Source organism: Micromonospora sp. KC723, from assembly GCF_004348595.1.
Classification (GTDB): Bacteria; Actinomycetota; Actinomycetes; order Mycobacteriales; family Micromonosporaceae; genus Micromonospora.
The window spans coordinates 22077-43965 of record NZ_SMKD01000035.1; the positions used below are offsets into that span (position 1 = coordinate 22077).

17 protein-coding genes and 1 pseudogene are annotated in these 21889 nt (G+C 72.2%); 7 read left to right on the top strand and 11 right to left on the bottom strand.

Annotated elements, in window-relative coordinates:
- Positions 1–62: 62 nt before the first annotated feature.
- The 5 genes from E1165_RS10895 to E1165_RS10915 form a co-directional block, all read right to left on the bottom strand.
- Positions 63–1847, bottom strand: coding sequence for an ABC transporter ATP-binding protein (locus E1165_RS10895; protein WP_132390369.1), 1785 nt, complete (start codon positions 1845–1847; stop codon positions 63–65).
- Positions 1844–3736 (bottom strand): ABC transporter ATP-binding protein, encoded by a 1893-nt coding sequence (locus E1165_RS10900; protein WP_132390371.1) that lies wholly within the window; start codon positions 3734–3736, stop codon positions 1844–1846. The genes E1165_RS10895 and E1165_RS10900 overlap by 4 nt, the downstream gene beginning before the upstream one ends.
- Positions 3733–4650, bottom strand: a complete 918-nt coding sequence (locus E1165_RS10905) for a glycosyltransferase (protein WP_132390373.1) — start codon at positions 4648–4650, stop codon at positions 3733–3735. The genes E1165_RS10900 and E1165_RS10905 overlap by 4 nt, the downstream gene beginning before the upstream one ends.
- Before the next feature lie 193 nt (positions 4651–4843).
- Complete coding sequence (locus E1165_RS10910) at positions 4844–6187, bottom strand: hypothetical protein (protein ID WP_132390375.1); 1344 nt, start codon at positions 6185–6187, stop codon at positions 4844–4846.
- A 3-nt stretch (positions 6188–6190) separates the two neighbouring features.
- Entirely contained in the window at positions 6191–7675 is a 1485-nt protein-coding gene (locus E1165_RS10915) for an MFS transporter (RefSeq protein WP_243704708.1), read from the bottom strand.
- Positions 7676–7926: 251 nt separating this feature from the next.
- Between E1165_RS10915 and E1165_RS10920 the strand changes: the two genes are divergently transcribed.
- The gene (locus tag E1165_RS10920) at positions 7927–9189 is read left to right on the top strand and encodes a glycosyltransferase (RefSeq protein WP_132390377.1); all 1263 of its coding nucleotides are present in this window, start codon (positions 7927–7929) and stop codon (positions 9187–9189) included.
- A gap of 101 nt (positions 9190–9290) precedes the next feature.
- Positions 9291–10043, top strand: a complete 753-nt coding sequence (locus E1165_RS10925) for a VOC family protein (RefSeq protein WP_132390379.1) — start codon at positions 9291–9293, stop codon at positions 10041–10043.
- Positions 10044–10131: 88 nt separating this feature from the next.
- Here E1165_RS10925 and E1165_RS10930 read toward each other — a convergent pair whose 3' ends face one another.
- From E1165_RS10930 to E1165_RS10945, 4 genes are all read right to left on the bottom strand, one after another.
- Entirely contained in the window at positions 10132–11421 is a 1290-nt protein-coding gene (locus E1165_RS10930) for an RNA polymerase sigma factor (protein WP_132390381.1), read from the bottom strand.
- 40 nt (positions 11422–11461) lie between these two features.
- A complete protein-coding gene (locus E1165_RS10935; RefSeq protein ID WP_132390383.1) occupies positions 11462–11803 on the bottom strand; it encodes a YciI family protein in 342 nt (113 codons plus the stop codon).
- A gap of 261 nt (positions 11804–12064) precedes the next feature.
- A complete protein-coding gene (locus tag E1165_RS10940; RefSeq protein WP_132390385.1) occupies positions 12065–13246 on the bottom strand; it encodes a glycoside hydrolase family 6 protein in 1182 nt (393 codons plus the stop codon).
- A 219-nt stretch (positions 13247–13465) separates the two neighbouring features.
- Complete coding sequence (locus E1165_RS10945) at positions 13466–14518, bottom strand: LacI family DNA-binding transcriptional regulator (protein ID WP_132390387.1); 1053 nt, start codon at positions 14516–14518, stop codon at positions 13466–13468.
- 402 nt (positions 14519–14920) lie between these two features.
- Here E1165_RS10945 and E1165_RS10950 point away from each other — a divergent pair, with 402 nt between their 5' ends.
- From E1165_RS10950 to E1165_RS10965, 4 genes are all read left to right on the top strand, one after another.
- Positions 14921–16006: a substrate-binding domain-containing protein gene (locus E1165_RS10950; protein ID WP_132390389.1), complete on the top strand. Its 1086-nt coding sequence runs from the start codon at positions 14921–14923 to the stop codon at positions 16004–16006.
- Positions 16007–16108: 102 nt separating this feature from the next.
- Positions 16109–17140 (top strand): ABC transporter permease, encoded by a 1032-nt coding sequence (locus E1165_RS10955; protein WP_132390391.1) that lies wholly within the window; start codon positions 16109–16111, stop codon positions 17138–17140.
- A gap of 2 nt (positions 17141–17142) precedes the next feature.
- Positions 17143–18063 (top strand): ATP-binding cassette domain-containing protein, encoded by a 921-nt coding sequence (locus E1165_RS10960; protein WP_371687328.1) that lies wholly within the window; start codon positions 17143–17145, stop codon positions 18061–18063.
- Positions 18060–19001 (top strand): carbohydrate kinase, encoded by a 942-nt coding sequence (locus E1165_RS10965; protein ID WP_132390395.1) that lies wholly within the window; start codon positions 18060–18062, stop codon positions 18999–19001. The genes E1165_RS10960 and E1165_RS10965 overlap by 4 nt, the downstream gene beginning before the upstream one ends.
- 121 nt (positions 19002–19122) lie before the next feature.
- On the opposite strand, the gene E1165_RS10970 is transcribed toward E1165_RS10965, so the two are convergent.
- On the bottom strand, positions 19123–19785 hold the full coding sequence (locus E1165_RS10970) for a cutinase family protein (protein WP_132390397.1): 663 nt from the start codon (positions 19783–19785) through the stop codon (positions 19123–19125).
- A gap of 198 nt (positions 19786–19983) precedes the next feature.
- Between E1165_RS10970 and E1165_RS10975 the strand changes: the two genes are divergently transcribed.
- Positions 19984–21264 carry a CdaR family transcriptional regulator gene (locus tag E1165_RS10975; RefSeq protein ID WP_132390399.1) on the top strand — a complete coding sequence of 427 codons (1281 nt, stop codon included), beginning with the start codon at positions 19984–19986 and terminating at the stop codon, positions 21262–21264.
- Between the two features lie 30 nt (positions 21265–21294).
- On the opposite strand, the pseudogene E1165_RS28905 reads toward E1165_RS10975, so the two are convergent.
- Positions 21295–21889, bottom strand: a pseudogene (locus E1165_RS28905) (MFS transporter); the annotation flags it as partial.

A 21889-nucleotide genomic window follows, 5' to 3' on the forward strand; every position in this document is an offset into this window, starting at 1 on the left:
GCCCGGTAACCCGGCTGCGCCTGCGGGGCCGGCCCGGCTCAACCGGGCCGGCCCCGCAGGCGTTACTGGTACGCCCTGGCCTGGAGCGCGTACAGCTCGGCGTACTGACCGCCGGCACGGATCAGGTGGGCGTGGTCGCCCACCTCGGCGATCCGCCCGTCCCGCACCACGATGATCTGGTCGGCCATCCGGACGGTGGAGAACCGGTGGGAGACCAGCACGGTGATCGCGCCGGTCGTCTCGCCGACCCGGCGGGCCTGTTCGGCGTACCGCTCGAACAGGGCGTGCTCCGCCTCCGGGTCCAACGCCGAGGTGGGTTCGTCCAGCACCAGCAGCAGTGGCGTCTGGCGCATCAGCGCCCGGCCGAGCGCCAACTTCTGCCACTGGCCGCCGGACAGCTCCGCGCCGTCGGCCCAGCTCTTGCCGAGCTGGGTCTCCAGGTCGTCGGGGAGGTGGGTGAGCACGTCGGCGGCGCGGGCGCGTTCCAGCGCCGCCCGCACGGCCACGGCGTCGTCGATGCGGGCCAGGTCACCCACGCCCACCGCCTGCCGGGCGAGCAACTCGTAGCGGACGAAGTCCTGGAACCCGGCGGCGATCCGCTGCCGCCACGCCTCGATCGGCAGGTCGCGCAGGTCGACGCCGTCGACGACGAGCCGACCCCGGGTCGGCTGGTAGAACCCGCAGAGCAGCTTGACCAGGGTGGTCTTGCCGGCCCCGTTCTCCCCGACGATCGCGACGATGGAGCCGGCCGGCAGGGTGAGGTCGACGTCGCGCAACGCGGCGGTGTCGCTGCCCGGGTAGGCGAACTCGACCCCCTCGAAGGCGATGCCCTCGCGCAGCCGCTCCGGCGGCGGGGAGCCGGCGGACGCCGTGCCGGGCGCGGTGACCTCCGCCCTGATGTGGTCCATCCGGCGGTAGGCGCTGGCCATCCGGTGCAGGTCCTGCATCAGCGCGACCGCCATCGTGACCTGCTGGTTGACCTGGGCGGCGAGGGCGACGGCGAGTACCACGGCGCCGACGCTGTGCCGGCCGGTGGCGGCGTCGCGCAGGATCAGCAGGACGCCGCCCACGTACGCGGCGGCGAACACCAGTTGGCCCGCCACCCGGATGACCGCCGCGGCGGTCTGCGCCCGGTGCAGACCACGGGTGGTGCTCGTCCACAGCTCGGCACGCCGGCGGCGTAGCTGGTCCTCCAGCCGGAAGACCCGCACCTCGCCGGCGTACCGGGAGGAGGTGGCCAGGCCGAACAGGTTGAGCGACAGGCGGAGCGGTTCGGCGGTGGCGGTCTTCGCCGCGTCGAGACGCCGCTCGGCCAGCCGTCCGGTGTACAGCGGGGGGATCGCCGCCAGCGGCAGCAGCAGGAGCAGCGGGTGGAGCCGGGCCAGCAGCACGGCGGTGACCATCATGGCCAGTGCCAGGCCCATCCCGTTGAGCAGGGCCTCCAGCCCGGTGCGGAACCGGCGGCTCTCGTGCTGGAGGACGGTCAGCGAGTCGGCCTGCTCCGCCCGCTCGTGGTGGGCGATGCCGACCGTCGCGTTGGAGAGGTCGATCAGCTTCTTGTCGAAGTCGATCTCGGCGAGCTCGGACAGCTCGAAGTAGAGCACGTGGGCGAAGTGGCTGAAGGTCAACGTGATGATCGCCAGGACGGCAACGAGGACGCCGCTCCACGCGGCCTCGCGCCAGCTCCCGTCCACCACGGCGTCGGTCATCTCGCCGAGACCGACGGCGAGCAGGGGCGCGGCGACGGCGCCGCAGACCATGAGGACGACCGAGCCGATCGTCCGGGCACGGTCCATCCGCCAGGCGGTGCGCAGCAACTGCCGGCAACCGGCGAGCACGTTGATCACCTGGCCACCTCCTCGGGCTGCGCGACGTCGGTGAACCTGTCCGCCTGCAACCGGAACAGGCGCGCGTACCGGCCGTCGAGGGTGATCAGTTCGTGGTGACTGCCCTGCTCGACGACCCGGCCGTCTTCCAGCACGACGATGTGGTCGGCCTGCCGCACGGTGGAGAAGCGGTGCGAGATCAGCAGCGTGGTGGCGCCCTGGGTCAGCTCGGCGAACTCGTCGAAGAACCGGGCCTCGGCGCGGACGTCGAGGCTCGCCGTGGGTTCGTCGAGAACCACGACGGGTGAGCCGTGGCGCAGGGCGAACAGGGCCCGGGCCAGGGCGACCCGCTGCCACTGCCCGCCGGACAGGTCGGTGCCGCCGGCGACCTGTTTGGTCAGCGGCGTGTCCAGCCTGCGGGGCAGCCGCTCCAACTCGTCGGCGATGCCCGCCGACCGGGCCGCCATGACGATGCCCTCGTGGTCGTCGGCGGCGTCGATCGCGCCGTAGCCGATGTTCGCCGCCGCGGAGATCTCGTACTTCGCGAAGTCCTGGAAGATGACGCCGAGCTTGCGGCGCCACCCGACGACCGGGTAGGTGCGGATGTCGACCCCGTCGACCCGGATCGCGCCGCTGGTCGGCTCGTAGAGCCGGGCGAGCAGCTTGACCAGGGTGGTCTTGCCGGCCCCGTTGAGGCCCACGATGGCCGTGCACCGCCCCACCGGGATCGTCAGGTCGATGGAGTCGAACACCAGGCGGTCCTGCCGGGGATAGGAGAAGGACACCCGGTCGAAGTGGATCGTGGAGACGGGATCCGGTACGGCGGTCTCGGTGACCACCCCGTCGTGGACCGGCGCGCCGTCGCGCACCTCGGCCGGGTACGCGTCGACCCGCGCCGCGAACCGCTGCACGGCCTCGTACGCGGTCATGCCCACGGCGATCTGGTTGTCAGCCTCGGGATAGAACTCCGACAGCCGCAGCGCGCCGAGGCTGGCCTGCATGACCAGGGCGAACCCGGTGAGGGTGAGCTGGTCGGCCGCGGCCATCCCGGTGAAGGCGAAGACCATGCCGGCGAGGGCCAGCCCGACCAGCGCGTACCAGAGGAAGGGCCACAGGTAGAGCCGTCGGCGGGCCACCCACAGCGGGGCCAGCCAGGCGCGGTACGCCTGTTCCAGGGTCGAGGCCAGCCAGCCGGCGAGCCCGAAGATCCGGATCTCCTTGCCGGCCGGTGGCTGGATGCCGAGGTCACGCAGATAGTCGATCTTGCGTTCGGGGCCGTCCAGGGCGTAGCGCAGGCGGGAGTACCTGCGGATGCCGTTGCGCTGGCCGTAGCGGAACAGCAGGACCACCACGACCAGGGCCAGGGCCGCCCACCAGGCGAACGCCACCGCGATGACCACCGCGTAGCCGACCAGCTGCACGTACCGGGCGCCGAGCGCGAGCAGGCCGGCGCAGGCCTGGCCGGGACTCTGGAAGCCGTACTGCACCTCGTCGACCGCCGCCCGCAGGTCCTGCAACGCCTGCTGGTCCTCCAGCGGGGCGATGCCCCGCGACCGCAGGGCGGCGGCCATCAGCTCGTCGAACATCTGCCCGTCGATCCGGCGGGCCACCAGCTCGCCGAGCGAGACCTGGAACGGCGCGACGATCTGCTGGCCGACGAAGGCCGCCGCGGCCACCGCGAACAGGGCGAGCATCGACCGCCAGGCCGGCGAGCCGGAGCCGCCGCCGACCGCCTCGGGCACCCGGCCGAGGACCGCGCTCGTGGCCACCACGAAGACCACCGGCAGAGCGCCCAGCAGCACGTTGATCACGGCCAGGCCGGCGACCGAACCGGTGCCGGCGCGCGGCAGGATCCGGACGATGCTCCACCTGCTGGCGAGCTCGGCCAACGCGGTGTTCCACCAGGTCATGAGACGACCTGCTTCCGGTCCATCCGGGTGGCCCCCGGCGGCAGGTCGAGCACGGGAATGACGTCGTTGATGTTGAACGGGTTGATCGTCGGCATCGCCATCAGCAGCGGCATGACCGGTGACCGGTATTTGTCGATCATGTAACGGTAGTTGACCAGCGCGCCCGTCAGGGCCTGGGAGAAGTCCTTGGGGTGGGGGTAGTGCACGGCGCTGGCCTGGCGACTGAGCACGAACCGGGCGCCGTCGCAGTGCAGCCGGTACGCCAGGTCGATGTCCTCGCCACCCCAGGTGCGGAAGTTCTCGTCGAACATGCCCACCTCGCGCACCTGGCTGGTACGCGCCGAGACGTTGCACGTCCAGTACATGACCCACGGCGCCGGCAGGTCGGCGAAGTCGTCGTCGTACCGGAGGTAGAACTCGTCGCGGACGTCGGGATGGCGCTGCTCGGCGGCGAACCGTCCGATTGTGGTGTCGGCGTCCCACGGGTCGATCGACTGTTCGATTCCGTTCGCTCCGTCGGATTTGAGGTTGAACCCGTAGACGTAGCCGATGACCGCGACCGGCCCGGACGCCGATTCGTGGCTGGCCAGATGCGCGGCCAGGAACCCGGAATGCGCCATGATGCCGGAATCGAGCATGACGCAGATATCGCCGGTGGCACGCCGGATGCCGGCGTTTCGTGCCCGCGCCGCGCCGAACCCGTCGTGCTCGTGGAAGAGGTGCTGGATGGCGAGGCGGTCCCGGTATCGGTCGACCACCGAGGCGGTGTGGTCGGTGGACCCGTCGTCGCCGATCAGGACCTCGAACTCCTCGGCCGGCAGGGTCTGCCGGGTCAACGACTCCAGTGTGTAGGCGAGCAGGTCAGCCCGGTTGTAGGTCGGGATGACCACGCTACAACGCCGCGAGTTGGCCATTTTGTCTCCTGGTGGTCAGCATCTCGGCCGACGCCCGGCCCGGCGGAGCCCACCCCGCCCGCGCGTCTCGGCACGGTCGCCCGGCACCGTTGCCGGACACGGGAATCCACGCGAACGATTTCCACGGCAGCCGGGCGAGGCTATCAGAATTCCGGTGACTATTGTGGACATCGGGCTGCGGGAACCATTCACCTTAGTGGGTCGACATGGCCGTCGGGTTAACCACGGCCGGGTCCACAGCGGCATTGATCTCGGTCATGATGTCACAGACGACCGCCTCGGCCTCGGCCGCGCTGGATCCGGCCGCGACCAGCGCCATCATCGGCTGCGGGAAAGACAATCCCCGCACCGCCGTCGGATATACGCGCACCCCGGCCGCCCAGGCCCGCCGGAAGGCCGGCCGGACCCGGTCGCGGTACGACACCGGGCCCGTTGCCCGCACGCTGCTCAGGTCGTGCGACGACAGGGTCAGCTCCCGCTCCGCCCGCCACGCGGTGAGCAGGCCGATCGCGGGCATGGCGCCGCTGCGACGAGCGTTGATCTCGGTCAGGTAGATGTCGCCGTCCGCGCCGGCGATCAGGTCCACACAGAGCCAGCCCCGGAAACCCAGGGCGCCGGCCGCCTCACCGATGCGCCGGCCGAGGGGGACGATGCGCTCGGCCACCTCGGCCGGCAGCGAGCCCACCCCGACGTTGACGCTCTGGAACAGGTGCCCCTCCACGGTGGTGACCGCGCTGAGCACGAGGTCGGACACGCCGCCGTCGACGACCCGGAAGTCCAGCGCGGGGCAGCCGACACCGGGGGCGTGGGCCACGAACTCCTGGACGACCAGTGGATAGGCGCGGAAGTACGGGTCGTCGTGCATGCGGTCCCAGAAGCGGGCCAGGCTGTCGGTGTCGGCGTCCACCACGGCCGAGCCCTGCCCACCGACCCCGTAGGGACTCTTGACGATGACCCGGGGGTGCCGGCGCAGGAGCGCGGCCAGGGCGCCGCGCAACTCGTCGCGGTCGACCACGGTGATCGAGCGGGCCATCGGGATCTTCAGGTCGCGGGCCAGGTCCAGGCAGCTCAGCTTCGAGTCGAGGTAGCGGCTGGCCCACTGGTTCTCCCGGGTCACGCCGTCGACGTCCACCGACTGCCCCCAGCTGCGGATGGTGTCCACCAGCAGGAACAGCTCCGGGGTCGCGCCCCAGGACAGCAGCCGCACCGGGCGGCCGTCGAGCAGCTTCCGCAGGACGGCCAGTGCGGACGGGTCGTGCATCAGGTCGGCCAGCAGGCGTCCGCTACCCGTCTGCGGCGACACCACCGGCGGCGGCGCCAGCCCGAGCGCGTCGTGCACGTCGGCGAACCACAGCGGGTCGTACCCGTGCGGGAGGAGGAGCACCCGCTCCGCGGTGCTCCAGAAGACGGCCTGGTCGGCCAGGTAGGCACCGAAGTCGAGGTAGTCACGGGTGCCGCGTGGGCCGAGGTCCACGGCCTGGTTGCGGACGTTGAACTCGCCGTTGTTGGGGACGACCAGGTCGATCGGGCGCGGCATGGGTCACCTTTCGGTTGTCTTGAGCGACGGCTGGTCGGCGTCGCCGGATCGGGGCTCGGGGACGACCAGACGCAGCGGCCCACCCTGGTCCTGCTCGGCCGCCGTCCCGGCACCGGGACGGCGGCGGGGGCCGAGCAGGACCAGGGACAGCACCAGGCAGACCACGGAGAGCACCACACCGGCGGTGAACCCGGCGCGGAATCCCTCGGTCAACGTCAGGGCCGTGGTGACCTCGCCGGTGCCGGACGCCGCGATCGTGGCCACCAGCGCCACGCCGAGACCGCCACCGACCATGACCGTGGCGGTGTTGACCCCGGAGGCCAGGCCGGCCTCCCGTTCGTCGACGTCGGTCAGGGCGGCGGCCGAGGCCGCCAGGGTGCCGGCGCCCAGGCCCGCGCCGAGCAGCAGGAGGGCGAAGAAGCTCAGCCCGAAGTAGCTGGAGTCCACCGCCACCCGGGTGAACCACAGCGAACCGGCGCCGAACAGCAACGATCCGGTGACGGCCACCGGACGGAAGCCGACCCGGTGCAGCACGAGCTGGCCCAGGTACGCGGCCACGATGACCGTGACCGGGAACACGGTGCCGCTCAACGCGTACTCCAGCGGTGAGTAGCCGAGGACCTGCTGCGCGTACAGGGCGTACAGGTAGGTCATCGAGAAGGCGATCATGGTGACCACGAAGACCACCAGGTTCCCGCCGACGCGCAGCCGGGAGCGCAGGATGCGCGGCGGCACCAGGGGGGTGGGCGAGCGCGACTCGACGAGGGCGAACAGCGCCAGCGCCGCCGCCGCGAGCGCGGCCGTGCCGAGCGTGCGGGTGCTGGTCCAGCCGGCGGCGGGCGCCTCGGCGACGGCGTACACGACGAGGCCGAGGCCGGCGGTGACGGACAGCGCGCCGGTGACGTCCATCGTGCGCGGCCGGCCGGTGACCCGGTCGTCCGGCAGCAGGACCAGGCACATCACCAGCATCAGCGCGGTGATCGGCACCTGGAGCAGGAAGCCCCAGTGCCAGCCGAACCGGTCGATGACCGCGCCCCCCAGCAGCAGCCCGAGGGTGGACCCGGTGCCACCCATGCCCGCCCAGAAGGCCAGTGCCCGGTTGCGTGGCCGCCCCTCAGAAAACGTGTTCATCAGGATCGACAGGGCCGTGGGGTACATCAGGGCCGCCGAGACGCCGTGCAGCGCCCGCATCGCCACCAGCACCCCACCGTTCCAGGCCAGCCCGGCCAGCAGCGAGGTGGCGAGGAAGAGACCCAGGCCCAGCATGAAGATCCGGCGGCGGCCGAAGTAGTCGGCGGCACGGCCGCCGAGCAGCAGCAGCCCGCCCCAGGCGAGCAGGTTCGCGCTGACGATCCACTGCGTCTCGGTGGCGGCGAGACCGAAGTCGCGCTGGATGGACGGCAGGGCCACCCCGACGATCTCCATGTCGAAGATGGCCAGCAGGTTCGCGGCGCACAGCAGCGCCAGCACCCCACCCGGACGCGGCACGGGCCGGCCGTCGGACGAAACCCTTGATGAGCCGAGTTCCACGTGCGCTCCTCGTCGTGCCGCCGCGCGGCCGGCCCATGCCCGGACCGGGTGGATCGCAGCGTTACAGAGCGGTCACGCAGCGGGCATCTCCCGGAGTGCGGTCGTCACCGCCGCCCCGGTCGGCACGCCCAGGTCAGCAATCTGGGAGATGTGGCGGCCCGTCCCGGTCGACACAATGGTCTCCGGTGACCCAACCTCGAAGGGTGTCCATGTCGACCTCAACGCGGCGCGGCCCGCAACTGTCGGTCATCATCCCGACCTACAACCGCAGCCAGTTGTTGCGGCAGACGCTGGGCAACCTGGCGCGGCAGCGGATGCCGGCGGAGATGTTCGAGGTCGTCGTCGCCGACGACGGTTCGTCGGACGACACCCGCGCCGTGGTGGACGAGGCGGCGGGGACGCTGCGCGTCCGTTACCACTTCCAACCAGACGAGGGTTTCCGTGCCGGCGCCGCGCGCAACGCCGGCGCCCGGCTGGCCACGGCGCCGATCCTGGTGTTCCTGGACACCGGTGTGCTCGTCGGCCCCGACTACCTGGACCGGCACCTCGCCGAACACGCGGGGCGAGAGCACACGGCGGTGGTGGGCTACGCCTACGGCTACGACATCGACGGCGTGATGCCCGGCCTGTCGGGAGCGATCGCCGAGTGGCCGCCCGAGCAGGTCGTCGCGCGGTTCCGCGACGAGGCGGACTTCGCCGACACGCGGCACCGGGAGTTCGCCGCCTGCGACTTCGACCTGCGGCGGCTGGCCGCGCCGTGGGTGCTGTTCTGGACGTTGAACTGCTCGCTACGGGCCGACGACTTCTGGCAGGCGGGCGGCTTCGACGAGGACTTCCGCGGCTGGGGCCTGGAGGACCTGGAGTTCGGCTACCGCATGTTCAAGGCCGGCGTCGGCTTCCGCCTGACCAGGCAGGCGTGGGCGGTGCACGCCCCGCACGAGCGGGACGTGGACGCGATCATGGCGGACTGCATGGTCAACCTGCGCCGGCTGTTGGCGAAGCACCCGGAGCCACCCGTCGAGATCGTCTGGAAGCTGATGCAGCACGGCGGCCCGCTGGATCTGGAGGAGAACTACCAGTTCCTGCTCGCCTGGGCGGACCGCGCGCGCGCCGTCGACGTGACCGCGGAGCTGGCACGGGAACTGCCCCGCCTGGACGGAGCGGGGCGCACGGCCGTGGTCGGCGCGGGTGGCCGTGTACCGGCGGGCCTGTCCCCCGCGGTGCTGCTGGACTTCGACGCCGACCTGCTGGCTGAGGCGACCGCCGCCGGCTCGTACCCGGGGCACCACGCGATCGGCCTGCGTACGCCGCTGGACGACGGCGCGGTGGACACCGTGCTCCTCACCTCGCGGCTGGCCGGGCTCTGGTCCCGCTGGGGCGACGACCTCCTGGCGGAGGCAGTCCGCATCGGCCGGTCGGTACGCCTCACCGAGGCGCTCGCCCGGCAGACCGGCGAGCCGGCGCCGCACTGAACGGCCGCGACGACCTGTGATGCGTGGCGCGACGACGACGCCCCGCATCCGTGCTATAGACGGAACGTCAGATCGCTGAGAACCCTCACGAGGAGGACCGAATGGCACCGCCCCGGCTCGGCAGCATCCTGCTCGGCACCCCTGACCCGGACCGGCTACGCGCCTGGTACGTCGCCGCGTTCTCCCCGACGGTGACGCCGTCGGGGTTTCTCCACTTCGGCGGTGTCGAGGTGCTGGTGGACGGCCGTGACGACGTCGCCGGCAAGAACGCCGAGCCGGGTCGGGTGATCCTCAACTTCGAGGTCGACGACGCGCGCTCCCTCGCCACCCACCTCGACGACATGGGCGTGACCTGGCTGGCCCCCCTGGAGGAGCGCCGGGACGGGTTGTTCGGCACGCTGCTCGACCCGGACGGCAACTACGTCCAGATTATCCAGCTGAACGCGGACTACCTGGCGGCCCAGCGGGCTGGCCGGCGCACGGGAGGGTCGACATTGGCGGACTCTCCCGCGTTCAGCGGCTTCTCGGTCGACGACATCCCGGCCGCGAAGCGGTTCTACGGCGAGACGCTCGGGCTCGACGTGTCCGAGGAACACGGCATGCTCCACCTGCGGCTGGCCGGCGGTCGCGAGGTGCTCGTCTACCCCAAGCCCGAGCACCAGCCGGCCACCTACACGATGCTCAACTTCCCGGTGGACGACATCGAACGCGCGGTGGCGGAGCTGCGCGGCCGGGGCGTGCGGTTCGAGATGTACGACTACGTCGACGCCCAGGGCATCCACCGCGGCGAGGGTCCGCCGATCGCCTGGTTCCGTGACCCGGCCGGCAACATCCTGTCCGTCCTCCAGGAGTGACCCGGCCTCGATCACACCGGCGCGGCGGGCGTCGCGGTGGGTTGGGGGCGGCGCGTCCCTGGTCCATCGTTGTGCCCGCGCGTGCCGCTCAGGTCGTCGTCGCCTCGTCGGACAGTTCCGCCAGCCGCCGGGCGAGATAGCGGCGTTCCGGCTCGGTGGCGGGCAATGCCAGCGCCTCCCGGTAGCTGGCCGCCGCCTCGCCGCGGCGACCGAGGCGGCGTAGCAGGTCGGCCCGGACGGCCGGTAGCAGCCGGTACGTGCCGGCGTCGGCCACCAGTTCGTCCACCAGGCGCAGGCCCGCCGCCGGCCCCTGCGCCATCGCCACCGCGACCGCCCGGTTGACCTGCACCACCGGGGAGGGCACCAGCCCGGCCAGCCGCTGGTAGAGCGCGGCGATCCGGGTCCAGTCGGTGTTCTCGGCCCGGGGCGCGGAGGCGTGGCAGGCGGCGATCGCCGCCTGAAGCTGGTACGGGCCGGGCCGGGCCAGCCGCATCGCCGCGTCGAGCACGGCCAACCCTTCGTTGATCGCGGCCCGGTCCCACCGGGAACGGTCCTGCCGCTCCAGCGTGACCAGATCACCCGCGTGGTCCAGCCGCGCACCACGCCGGGCGTGGTGCAGCAGCATCAACGCGAGCACCCCGAGGACCTCGGGTTCGTCCGGCATGAGCCGGGCGAGGGTACGTGCCAGCCGGATCGCCTCGTCGCACAGTCCCTGGCGGACCAGGTTAGGTCCGGCGCTGGCCGTGTGACCCTCGTTGAACATCAGGTACAGCACACCGAGCACGCCGTGGACGCGTTCGGGCAGCAGGTGGGCGGGCGGCACCCGGTACGGGATGCCCGCGTGACGGATCTTGCGTTTGGCCCGGACCAGGCGCTTGGCCATGGTGGCCTCGCTGACCAGGAAAGCCCGCGCGATCTCGGCGGTGGTGAGCCCGGCGAGGGTGCGTAGGGTCAGTGCGACCCGGGCCTCCAGTGCCAGCGCGGGGTGGCAGCAGGTGAAGATCAGCCGTAGCCGGTCGTCGGCGATGCCGCTGTGGTGCGGGAACGCAGTCCCCCCGGTCCCGGCGTTGCCGGGGTCCGCGCCGTCGTCGGACAACGTCGCCACCTCCTGGAGTCTGGCCGTCTCGACCGCCGAGCGGCGCAACCGGTCCACGGCGCGGTTGCGGGCGGTGGTGGTGAGCCAGGCCGCGGGACGGCGGGGGACACCGTCCCGCGGCCAGCTCTCGAGGGCCAGTGCGAATGCGTCCTGAGCGCACTCCTCGGCCAGATCCCAGTCCCCGGTCAGGCGGATCACGGTCGCGACGATGCGTCCCCACTCCTCGCGGTACGCGTCGCGTACGGCCGCCCGGACCGCTTCGCTGGTGCTCTGTGCCGTCACACCGGGCCTCTGGTCCGTGTCGTCGCACCGGGTCTGTCCGTCACGCCTCCAGCAGCGGCCGCACCTCGATGGTGCCGAAGGCCGCCACCGGGTGCTTGGCCGCCACCTCGATCGCCTCGTCGAGGTTGGCGCAGTCGATGATGTCGAACCCGGCGATCTGTTCCTTGGCCTCGGCGAACGGGCCGTCGGCGAGCAGCACCTCACCGTCGCGTACCTTGATCGTGGTCGCGTCGCTGACCGGCCGCAGGCGGTTGCCCTGCACCCGGACGTTCCGGTCGTTCATCTCCTGGACCCAGGCGTCGATCGCCGCCATCGTGGCCCGGTCCTCCTCCTCGGTGAAGGCGACGGACTCGTCCTCACAGATCAACATCATGTACCGCATCGTGACCCCTCCCAACGTGATGGTGCCACCAGCGGGTCGTTCGTGGCCGGTGACCGGCCGCGACCGCCGGCGCGGGAACCTGGCTCAGCCGCGCCGCGGGTGCCGCCGTCCATGGCCACCCTCCGATCGCGGTCGAACTCGTTCCCACCCGTACGACGAACGGAACCGGCCGAGATGGACACCCGGGCCAGACTTTTTTCGGTGGACGACACGGAGGCGCCCGCCCTCGTCGCGGCACGACGGGACGGGCGCTTCCGGCGGTCAGCGGAACAGGGGCGGGTTGGCCCGCTGCGCCAGTTCCAGGGCGGGGGCGCGGAACCACTGCCCGGAGGGCGGGTCCACTGCGCCCCACAGCGGGTCGAAGGTGGGCTGCTCCCCCGGCGGCACCTGCCAGGGGTTGTAGCGGCTGAAGTCCCAGGCCCGGGCGCCGCCGACGGTGTCGCAGGCACCGTCGGACTCACCGGGGACCTTCACCCACAGGTACGCGTCCAGCAGCGCGACCCCGGTGTGCGCGGTCGGGCGCAGGCCGAGACCCCGGCCGGGTGGGTTGCACCAGTTCCCCTCGGCCAGGGCGTTGACCACGGCGGGCGGCTGGTGGAAAGGCGCGTCGGCGTACCCGCTCATCCAGTTGGGACCGTGGCCGTTGCGGCTGGTGTCGATGACGAACCTCGTCGTCGGCACCGCCCGGCCGAGGTTCTCCGCGTACCACTGGTCGGTGCGCACCCAGGTGCTGAAGTCGGTGTGGTCCGCGGGGCTGTACTGGCTGCCGCACAGGTCGTACCGGCCCAGCCGCCGGCCGCCGTCGTCCGGGTTGTTCGCGTACGCGATGCACTGGGAGATCCACGTGCCGTACTTCAGCTCCCGTTCGGTGAGCTGGAAGTTGGACACGTTGAGGAAGAACCCGCGCGCCCGCTGGACCCCCGCCTTGACCAGGCGGTACGCGGTCTCGTCGACCCCGAGCCAGTCACTGTGCGTGCCATCGAGGTAGAGGCTGACGCCGGGCCGGCGGGTCAGCCGGTCCACCGCGCCGTTGAGTGCGGCGAACCGCTGCGCGGAGGACGCGCCCGGCTGTGGGTTCCCGGCGGCGTCGGCGGGCCGACACCACTCCGTCTCGCCCCAGAGATCGGTGTGGAACGGGATGATGCCCAGGCCGTCCGGCTCCAGCAGGACCACCGCGCGCCGGTCGCCGATGCCTGCGGCGAACGCGTCGATCCACGCCAGGTACTCGGCGGTGTTCAGCGCGCCGCCCGAGGCGTACTGGGCGCAGTCCCGGAAGGGAATGTTGTACGCGACCAGCACGGGGACGGTGTTCTGCCGCGCCGCCGCGGTGACGGTCTGCCGCACCTTGGCCCGTACCTCGGCGGGGGTGCCGCCGAGCGACAGGACGACAGCTGCGGCCGCGACGATGGCGGGCAGGCCGCGGCGGAGCGCGGTACGGACCATTGTCTCTCCTGATGTGACACCGCTGAGGTGAAGGTGGTGGGAACGCATCACCGCCCCCACACGGCTGCGGCACCCGAGGCAGGGCCCGTTGACCGGTTCGGACATCGGTCGCCGCCTCTGGAGCGCACTCACCTTCCCACGCGCCAGCGGCGCCGGTGTTCTTCCGTCGTGCCGGATCGGGTCGGGCACTCGCCGGCGGCGGCAATCCGGCCGGACGGTTCAGGCGGTCCAGGGTCCGCGGATCTCGCCGGACCCGCGCGCGATCAGCCGGGTCGGCACCACGTGGGTGGTGGGCTCCCAGACCTCGCCGTCGAGCCGGCGGAAGAGCAGGGACGCCGCGACGCGGCCCATGGCCGACGGGTCCTGGGCGATCACGGTCACCGCCGGTTCGAGGAGGTCCGCCAGGGGGAAGTCGTCGAACCCGACGAGTGCGACGTCGCGGTGCCGGCCGAGTCGCTGCAGCGCCCGCAGGACGCCGATGGTGACCAGGTTCTGGGAGGCGAACAGGGCGGTGGGGGGCGCGGCACCGGTCAGCAGCCCCTCCACGGCGCGCTGCGTCTCGGCCACCGTGTGCAGGTCGTGCACGACGCTGGAGGGCCGGATGCCGTGGTCGCTGAGCGCCTCCTTGAAGCCCTGGAACCGTAGCCGGGCGGTGGCGATCGTCCGTAGGTCGCCGAGGTAGGCGATGTCGCGGTGCCCGTGTGCGACGAGGTGGTGCACGGCCGCCGCGGCGCCCTCGGCGTTGTCGGCCAGGACGGCGTCGACGTGCAGCCCGACCGGCGGCCGGTCGACGAACACGACCGGGGTGCCGGCGTTGACCTCGTCGCTGAGGTGGCCGTGGCGGTCGCTCGCGGACGCGACCACGAGCGCGTCCGCCTGCCGGATCGTGAACGCGCGCAGCAGCGCCCGTTCCCGTTCCGGGTCCTCGTCCACGCTGCCTGCGAAGATCAGCACGTCGCGGTCCCGAGCCGCGTCCTCCAGCGACCTGAGCAACGCGGCGGAGAACGGGTTGCCGACGTCCTCCAGCACGGCCCCGATCGCCGCGGTCCGCCCGCTGGCGCGGCGCAGGCTGCTGGCGGTGAAGTTGGGCCGGTAGTTGAGCTGGGCGACGGCCCGCTCCACCGCGCTCACCTTGGCGGAGGACACCCCCGGCTCGCCGTTGATCACACGGGACGCGGTCTTCGGGCTCACTCCGGCGAGGAGCGCGACATCGCGCAGTGTCGGTCTGCTCCGGGCCTGCCGTGGCGCGACCGGTGAAACGGCGCCCTGCATGGGTGCTCCTCCGCGGATTCAGGGTTCACGGACCCGGCCGGGACCTACCGCGAGACAACCCCGGCCGGGCCCCCCGGGGCTGTCAGATTACCGGCGACCGGGGCGGCGACCGCTCGGTGAGCGGGCCGTCGTCGCGGCGACGCCCGTGGCCGCGCCGCGCGTCATCGACGGGTGTCATCCGGGATGCCTCCGCCCGGCCGGGACGGCGGCCGGGAACCACCCCGGTGTATCGCCGGATACTGCCGCCCAACTGATATCGATGTCAAGGTTTCGAGCCCGTTACATCAACGTTATGCAGCTCGTCAAACCGCCTCTTGACACCCCTCGGGAGAGCGGACGAGACTCCTCGGACAACGTTGTCAAACACGTTCCGCACCAGCGGCGGTCGATAGAGGAGTGAGCATGTTTCCACGCGTAGGCCGTACCCGCGCCGTGGCGCTGTTGGCGATCGCGGTCGTCGGCAGCACCGTCGTCAGCGCCTGCGGCGGCGGCACCGGTGAGGCGGGCGTGTCCGGCGACAAGGCCGTGTCCGTCGCGCTGATCACCAAGAACTCCACCAACCCGTTCTTCGTCAGCATGCAGGAGGGCGCGAAGAAGGCCGCCCAGGCGGAGAACGTCAAGCTGACCGTCTCCGCCGGCAAGGAGGACGGCGACGAGGCGAGCCAGGTCCAGGCGATCGAGGACGCCATCGCCCGGGGCGACAAGGGCATCCTCATCACCCCGAACGGTCCCGGCGTCAACGCCGCGATCAAGAAGGCCCGCGACGCCGGGCTCTACGTGATCGCGCTGGACACCCCGCCGGACCCGGCCAACACGGTGGACATCACCTTCGCCACCGACAACTTCAAGGCCGGTGAGTTGATCGGCAAGTGGACCGCCACCCAGCTCGGCGGCAAGCCCGCGACCATCGCCCTGCTCGACCTGTTCAACGACAAGATCGTGTCCGTCGACTACAACCGGGACCAGGGCTTCCTGACCGGAATGGGTATCGACACGGCGGACAAGAAGAAGAACGGCGACGAGGCGAAGACCGGCAACTACTCCGGCGGCAGCTACACCATCGCCTGCAACGAGCCCACCAACGGAGCCGAGGACGGCGGCCGGACCGCGATGGAGAACTGCCTCAGCAAGAACCCCAACATCAACGTCGTCTACACCATCAACGAGCCCGCCGCGGTGGGCGCGCACAAGGCCCTGCAGGCGGCCGGCAAGGCCCAGGGTGTCCTGGTGGTCTCCGTCGACGGTGGCTGCGACGGCGTACGTCAGGTCAAGGACGGCGTGATCGGCGCCACCTCCCAGCAGTACCCGCTGAAGATGGCCGAACTCGGCGTCCAGAGCATCGCCAAGATCGCCAGGGGTGGCGAGAAGCCGCAGGTCACCAGCGGACTCGACTTCTTCGACACCGGCGTCACGCTGGTCACCGACAAGCCGGTCGCCGGGATCGACAGCATCGACAGCGCCGCTGGCGCGAAGACCTGCTGGGGCTGATCCCCCACGGTCGGCTCGGACCTCCCACGGGCGCTCTCCGGGAGGTCCGAGCCGGTCAGCCCCTTCCCCTTCACACCCCCGACCTCCGGCAGGGAGCCCGCCGTGACCGCCACCGTGCAACCGCCCACCACCGCCGCGGAGCAGTTCGCGCACCGTCCCCGCTCACCGCTGCAACGCGTCCAGCACCTGCTGCACGCCCACCCCGCGATCAGCCCGTTCCTCGTCCTCCTCCTGGCCTTCGCCGTCTTCTCGACAGTCAACCCCCGCTTCGCCTCGCCCAACTCCCTCTCGCTCGTCCTGCAGCAGGTCGCGGTCGTGGGCGCGCTCGCGATCGGGCAAACGCTGATCATCCTCACCGCCGGCATCGACCTGTCGGTCGGCGCGGTGGCCATCCTGGCGATGATGGTGTCCGCCCAGACCGCCCAGCAGCAGGGCGTGCCGGGCCTTCTCGCGGTCGCGTTGGGCATCGCCGTCGGCACGGCCGCCGGCGCGCTCAACGGGCTGCTCGTGACGAGGCTCAAACTGCCGCCGTTCATCGTCACGCTCGGCACCCTGAGCGTGTTCACCGCCCTCGGGTTGCTCTACTCGGCCGGGCGCAGCGTGCAGGGCACCGACCTGCCGGCCCTGCTGAGCTGGACCGGTGAGTCCTTCCCGGTCGGTCAGTTCCGCATCACCCGGGGTGTCGTCCTCGTGGTGATCCTCTACCTCGTCGTCGGATTCGCACTGGCCAAGACCGCCTGGGGGCGGCACGTGTACGCCGTCGGCGACGACCCGGAGGCGTCCCGCCTCGCCGGGATCCGGGTCAACCGGGTGCTGCTCAGCGTCTACACCGTGGCGGGGCTGATCTACGGCATCACCGCGTGGATCATCATCGGGCGGGCCGGCGCCGCCAGCCCCAACGCCATCACCGACGCCAACCTGGAGAGCATCACCGCCGTCGTCATCGGCGGCACGAGCCTGTTCGGCGGTCGCGGCGCGGTCCTCGGCACCGCCCTCGGCGCGCTCATCGTCGGCTTCTTCCGCAGCGGGCTGTCGTTGGCGGGCGTCGACGACCAGTACCGGGTGCTGGCGATCGGGCTCCTGGTCATCCTCGCCGTGGCCATGGACCAGTGGATCAGGAAGGTGAAGCCGTGACCATCACGACAGCGCAGTCCACGGACTCGTCGACGCCGGGCCGCAACGACCGCACCCCGGTGCTGTCCGCCCGCGGCCTGGTCAAGAGCTTCGGCAAGGTGGTCGGGCTCGACGGCGTCGATCTCGACCTGTACCCGGGCGAGGTCCTCGCCATCATCGGCGACAACGGCGCCGGCAAGTCCACCCTGATCAAGTGCCTCACCGGGGCGCTGGTCCCCGACTCCGGGCAACTCCTCCTCGACGGCCGCCCGGTGCAGTTCAAGCGGCCCCAGGACGCCCGCGACGTCGGCATCGAGACCGTCTACCAGAGCCTGGCCGTCGCGCCGGCGCTGGACATCGCCGGCAACCTCTTCCTCGGCCGCGAACGCCGCCGGCCCGGGGTGCTGGGCTCGGTCTTCCGGATGCTGGACCACAAGGGCATGCGCCGTTCCGCCGCCGAGGCCCTGACCAGTCTCGGCATCGGCACCCTGCAGAACATGTCCCAGGCCGTCGAGACACTCTCCGGTGGTCAACGCCAGGCGGTCGCGGTGGCCCGCGCCGCCGCCTTCGGCAGCAAGGTCATCGTCCTGGACGAGCCGACGGCGGCCCTCGGCGTGAGGGAGTCCAACCAGGTCCTCCGGATGATCAAGGAGGTCCGTTCGCGGGGCCTGCCGGTCATCCTCATCAGCCACAACATGCCGCACGTCTTCGAGGTCGCCGACCGCATCCACATCCAGCGGCTGGGCCGCAGCGCGGGCGTCATCACCCCGGATTCCCACACCATGAACGAGGCGGTCGCCATCATGACCGGCGCGACCACGCTGGCCGAGACACCGGGGTCCGTCGGCGGCCCGGCCGCCACGGCGACACCGGGGCCGGCCGAGCAGGATCCGGCGGGCGACGGGCGCCCGACGCCCCCGCGCCCCGAAGGGCACCCTTCGTGATCATCGTGGTCGGTGAGGCCCTGGTCGACCTGATCGAGGACGGCCCGGGTCGGCCCGTCGCCCACCCGGGCGGCAGCCCGGCGAACGTCGCGGTGGCGCTGGCCCGGCTCGGCCTGCCGACCGGATTGCTCACCCAACTCGGCGACGACCCGCACGGCCAGTTGCTGCGGGCGCACCTGCGCGACAACGGGGTACGGATCGCGCCGGGCTCGCTGCTCGACGGGGCGCCCACCAGCGTGGCCCGGACGACGTTCGACGACGGGCAACCGCGGTACGCGTTCGACGTCACCTGGCGGACCTTCCCGGCCTCGGAGGCGGTGCCGACGGCAGCGCCGGAATGCCTGCACACCGGCTCCCTGGCCAGCGTCCTCGCCCCGGGCGCGGACGACGTGCTGGCGCTGGTGCGCGCCGCCCGCCCGACGACGATGGTCAGTTACGACCCGAACTGCCGGCCCGCCCTGATGGGCGACCGCCGGTTGGCCGCAGGCCGGATCGAGACGCTCGTCGGGCAGAGCGACATCGTCAAGGTCAGCGTCGAGGATCTCGGCTGGCTGTACCCGGGAGACCCGTACCAGCAGGTGGCCCGCCGGTGGACGGATCTCGGCGCCCGCCTGGTCGCGGTCACCCTGGGCGACCAGGGGGCGTGGGCCCGGTCGCACGCCGACGAGGCGCGGGTGGACGGCCTCGCGGTCGAGGTGGTCGACACCGTCGGCGCGGGGGACGCGTTCATGGCCGGCCTGCTCACCGGTCTGCGGGACCGGGGCCTGCTCGGTGTCGGCCACCGCGCGGCGCTCGGCGTCGCCGACGCCCACGTGCTGGGACCGGTACTGGCGCACGCCGCCCGGATCGCCGCACTGACCTGCGGCCGCCGGGGCGCGGACCCACCGACGCGCGCCGAGGTGGCGGCGGCGGACTGGTCGGCTGCCGCGTCGGCGTAGCCGGCGACCCGGGGACGACCGGCCCGGCGAGCCCCGCCTCCGTGCGGGCTGGCCGGTCTCGCCGGCGTCCGTGGACGTCGGCGAGACCGGCGCGTGACCCGATCGAACCGTACGCGTCGCGCTAGATCCGGGCGGCGGCGAAGGTGGCCGCCCGACCCGCGTCGTCGCCGTAACCCAGGTGCGCGAGGACGCTCGTGCCCCACCGGTCGCACACCACGTCACGGTCGGCGCAGATGTCCAGCGTCCGCGCCGCGAACGTGCCCTCGATGCCGCGGCCCAGCTTCCGCAGCGGGTAGCCGAACACCAGCACCGCCGCCACCCGGGGCTGGACGGCCGTGGGGATGGTGGCGACCACCGGACCACCGACAGCCGCGCCGGCCGAGCTGGTACCGAGCGAGTTGCCCACGACGTTGGCGCCCTGGGAGTAGCCGACGAGAACGAAGCGCTGGTCGGGACAGGACTGCGCCTGGCCGGTCACATGGTTGACCAGAGCCCGGTTGCCCTCGGTCGGCGAGGTGGGGCTGGTGTTGGCGGGGTAGTCGACGGCGTGGCTGGTCACCGTGACGCCGGTCAGCCGCCGCTGGAGCGCGGCGAACACCGGGTCGCCCACGATGATGCCCAGCGGGCCCGGTTCGCCGGTGCCGCGCGCGACCACGACGTCGACGTCGGCACACCGCGCGGACGCCGCGGGACTGGTGGCGAACACCGCGCCGCCGGTGATCAGCATCGTGGCGGCGAGCAGGACGCCGGTACGCCGCCGGACACGGGGGATGGGCAAGCGCATCTGAGGTCACCTCCACTGGGGGACTGATGGAGACCCGAAGCTAACCAAGCGTTCAGTCCGGGCGACACTCAGCCGAGTGCTGATATCAACGAAGGAGAATGTCACTGCGGTGAGTGTCCCTGAACCGCGCGGCGGTCGGGGCCGTGTCGGAAGACAGAGTGTCCCGGTGGCGTCGCCGACTACGGGCGGGAGCGCGACATGGCAACGTACGACCCGGCGGCAGTGCGGCGGCCGGCCCCGCAGATCCCGGCGGCGACCGTGGACCTGCTGCGCGCCGACGTTCTCCGCTCCGCCACCGAGCTGGTGCACGAGATCGAGCGCCACGTCCCGGAGTACGCCCCGACCGGCGACGGGTCGCACGCCCGCGCGCTGCGCGGCGGGGTGGAGCTCGCGCTGCGCCGGTACGTGGACCTCCTCGACCAGCACGCCCGCCCGTCGGCGACGACCGGCCCGCAGGACGTCGCCGGCGGCGAGGCCATCGACTGGCGCGAGGTCTACCGCACGGTGGGCGCCAACGAGATGCGCGCGGGACGAAGCCTGGACGGTCTGCACGCGGCCACCCGGACCTGTGCCCGCGTGGCCAACCGGCGGCTGCGCGCGTTCGCCGCGCGACACGCCCTGTCACCGGACGCCGTCGCGTGGCTCGCCGAACGGATCTTCGACAACATCGACGACATCGCCCAGGCGTCGGCCGAGGGGTACGCGCGGGCGCGGGAGGCCGAGGCCGGCGAACTCGACCGGCGCCGCCGCCGTCTCGTCGAGGTGCTCCTGGCCGATCCGCCGCCGTCGGTTCCGGCGCTGGCCGCCGCGGCCGCCACGGCCCGCTGGCGGCTACCGCGCCGCCTGGCGGCCGTCGCCATCGCCGCGCCCGGACCGCTGACCCGTGCGCCGACGCTGGTGCCGGAGATCCTGACCGGGTACGACCGCGAGCAGCCCTGCCTGATCGTGCCGGATCCCGAGGGCCACGCGCAGATGCGGGTGCTCGTCAACGGCCTGGCCGCTCACCACGCGGCGGTGGGGCTGGCGGTGCCCCCGACGGAGGCTGGCGCGTCGCTGCGCTGGGCGCGTCTGGCGCTCGATCTCGCCGCGAACGGCTTCGTTCCCCGGCAGCCCCTCATCTGGTGCGGCGACCACCTGGCCGCGCTCGCGGTCTTCCAGGACCGGGCGCTGATCGACGCGCTCAACGAACGGCAGCTCGCGCCTCTCGCCCGGCTGCGGGACGACAGGCGGGCCCTGCTGGCCGACACCCTGCTCGCCTGGCTGACGTTCAACATGAACGCCAACGAGGTCGCCGCCCATCTGCACGTCCACCCGCAGACCGTGCGCCACCGCCTGCGCCAACTGACCGACCTGTTCGGCGACCGGATCCGCGACCCGCGCCAGCGCCTCGAGCTGGAGATCGCGCTGCGGGCCGAACGCGCCCGCGCCGGTCGGGGACGGCGGCCCCGCGCCCGCCCGCGCCAGCGGACGGTGGGGTGACGACTCACGCGCGGAGCAGCCGCGCGAGGGTCAGGGGCGCAGCCGCCCGGCGGCGAGCGCGGCGGTCACGGGGATCGCGGTGAGGGCCAGCCAGGGCAGTGTCCCGCCGAGCTGGTCGTCCGCGCTGTCCAGAAGCAGGCCGGTGAGGGCGCTGCCGGCCAGCACCAGCGTGCCGGAGATGGTGGACAGCGCGCCGGTGTAGAGGCCGAGGTGCCCGGCTCCGGCGAGGTCCGGCAGGAGGGCCCGGGCTGCCGGTACGACGAGCATCTGACCCATGGTGAGCAGGACGACCAGCCCGGTGGCGGGCAGCAGGCCGGCCGGCCCGGATAGCTCGAAGGGGCGGGCGGCGGCGACCACGGCGAACCCGGCGCTGATGGTCGCCAGCCCGGCCACGAGGCTGGTACGCATGGAGAGGTTACGGGTGACCCACCCGGTGACCGGTAGCTGGGCTGTGATCACCAGCAGCGAGGAGAGGGTGAACATCCAGGCCAGTGCGGTGGCCGAGCCGGTGGCGCGGACGATCTCCTCGGGCAATGCCAGGTAGAGCTGGTTGTAGGAGACCAGGTAGCCGCTGTAGGCCAGGGCGAGCAGCAGGAAGCTACGGTTGCGGCAGAGTGCCCGTACC

Bases quoted from the DNA above. Each gene is read 5' to 3' on its own strand.
- E1165_RS10935 (WP_132390383.1), bottom strand. From the start codon at position 11,803: ATGCGGTACATGATGTTGATCTGTGAGGACGAGTCCGTCGCCTTCACC.
- E1165_RS10905 (WP_132390373.1), bottom strand. From the start codon at position 4,650: ATGGCCAACTCGCGGCGTTGTAGCGTGGTCATCCCGACCTACAACCGG.
- E1165_RS10910 (WP_132390375.1), bottom strand. From the start codon at position 6,187: ATGCCGCGCCCGATCGACCTGGTCGTCCCCAACAACGGCGAGTTCAAC.
- E1165_RS10900 (WP_132390371.1), bottom strand. From the start codon at position 3,736: ATGACCTGGTGGAACACCGCGTTGGCCGAGCTCGCCAGCAGGTGGAGC.
- E1165_RS10920 (WP_132390377.1), top strand. From the start codon at position 7,927: ATGTCGACCTCAACGCGGCGCGGCCCGCAACTGTCGGTCATCATCCCG.
- E1165_RS10975 (WP_132390399.1), top strand. From the start codon at position 19,984: ATGGCAACGTACGACCCGGCGGCAGTGCGGCGGCCGGCCCCGCAGATC.
- E1165_RS10950 (WP_132390389.1), top strand. From the start codon at position 14,921: ATGTTTCCACGCGTAGGCCGTACCCGCGCCGTGGCGCTGTTGGCGATC.
- E1165_RS10940 (WP_132390385.1), bottom strand. From the start codon at position 13,246: ATGGTCCGTACCGCGCTCCGCCGCGGCCTGCCCGCCATCGTCGCGGCC.
- E1165_RS10970 (WP_132390397.1), bottom strand. From the start codon at position 19,785: ATGCGCTTGCCCATCCCCCGTGTCCGGCGGCGTACCGGCGTCCTGCTC.
- E1165_RS10925 (WP_132390379.1), top strand. From the start codon at position 9,291: ATGGCACCGCCCCGGCTCGGCAGCATCCTGCTCGGCACCCCTGACCCG.
- E1165_RS10945 (WP_132390387.1), bottom strand. From the start codon at position 14,518: ATGCAGGGCGCCGTTTCACCGGTCGCGCCACGGCAGGCCCGGAGCAGA.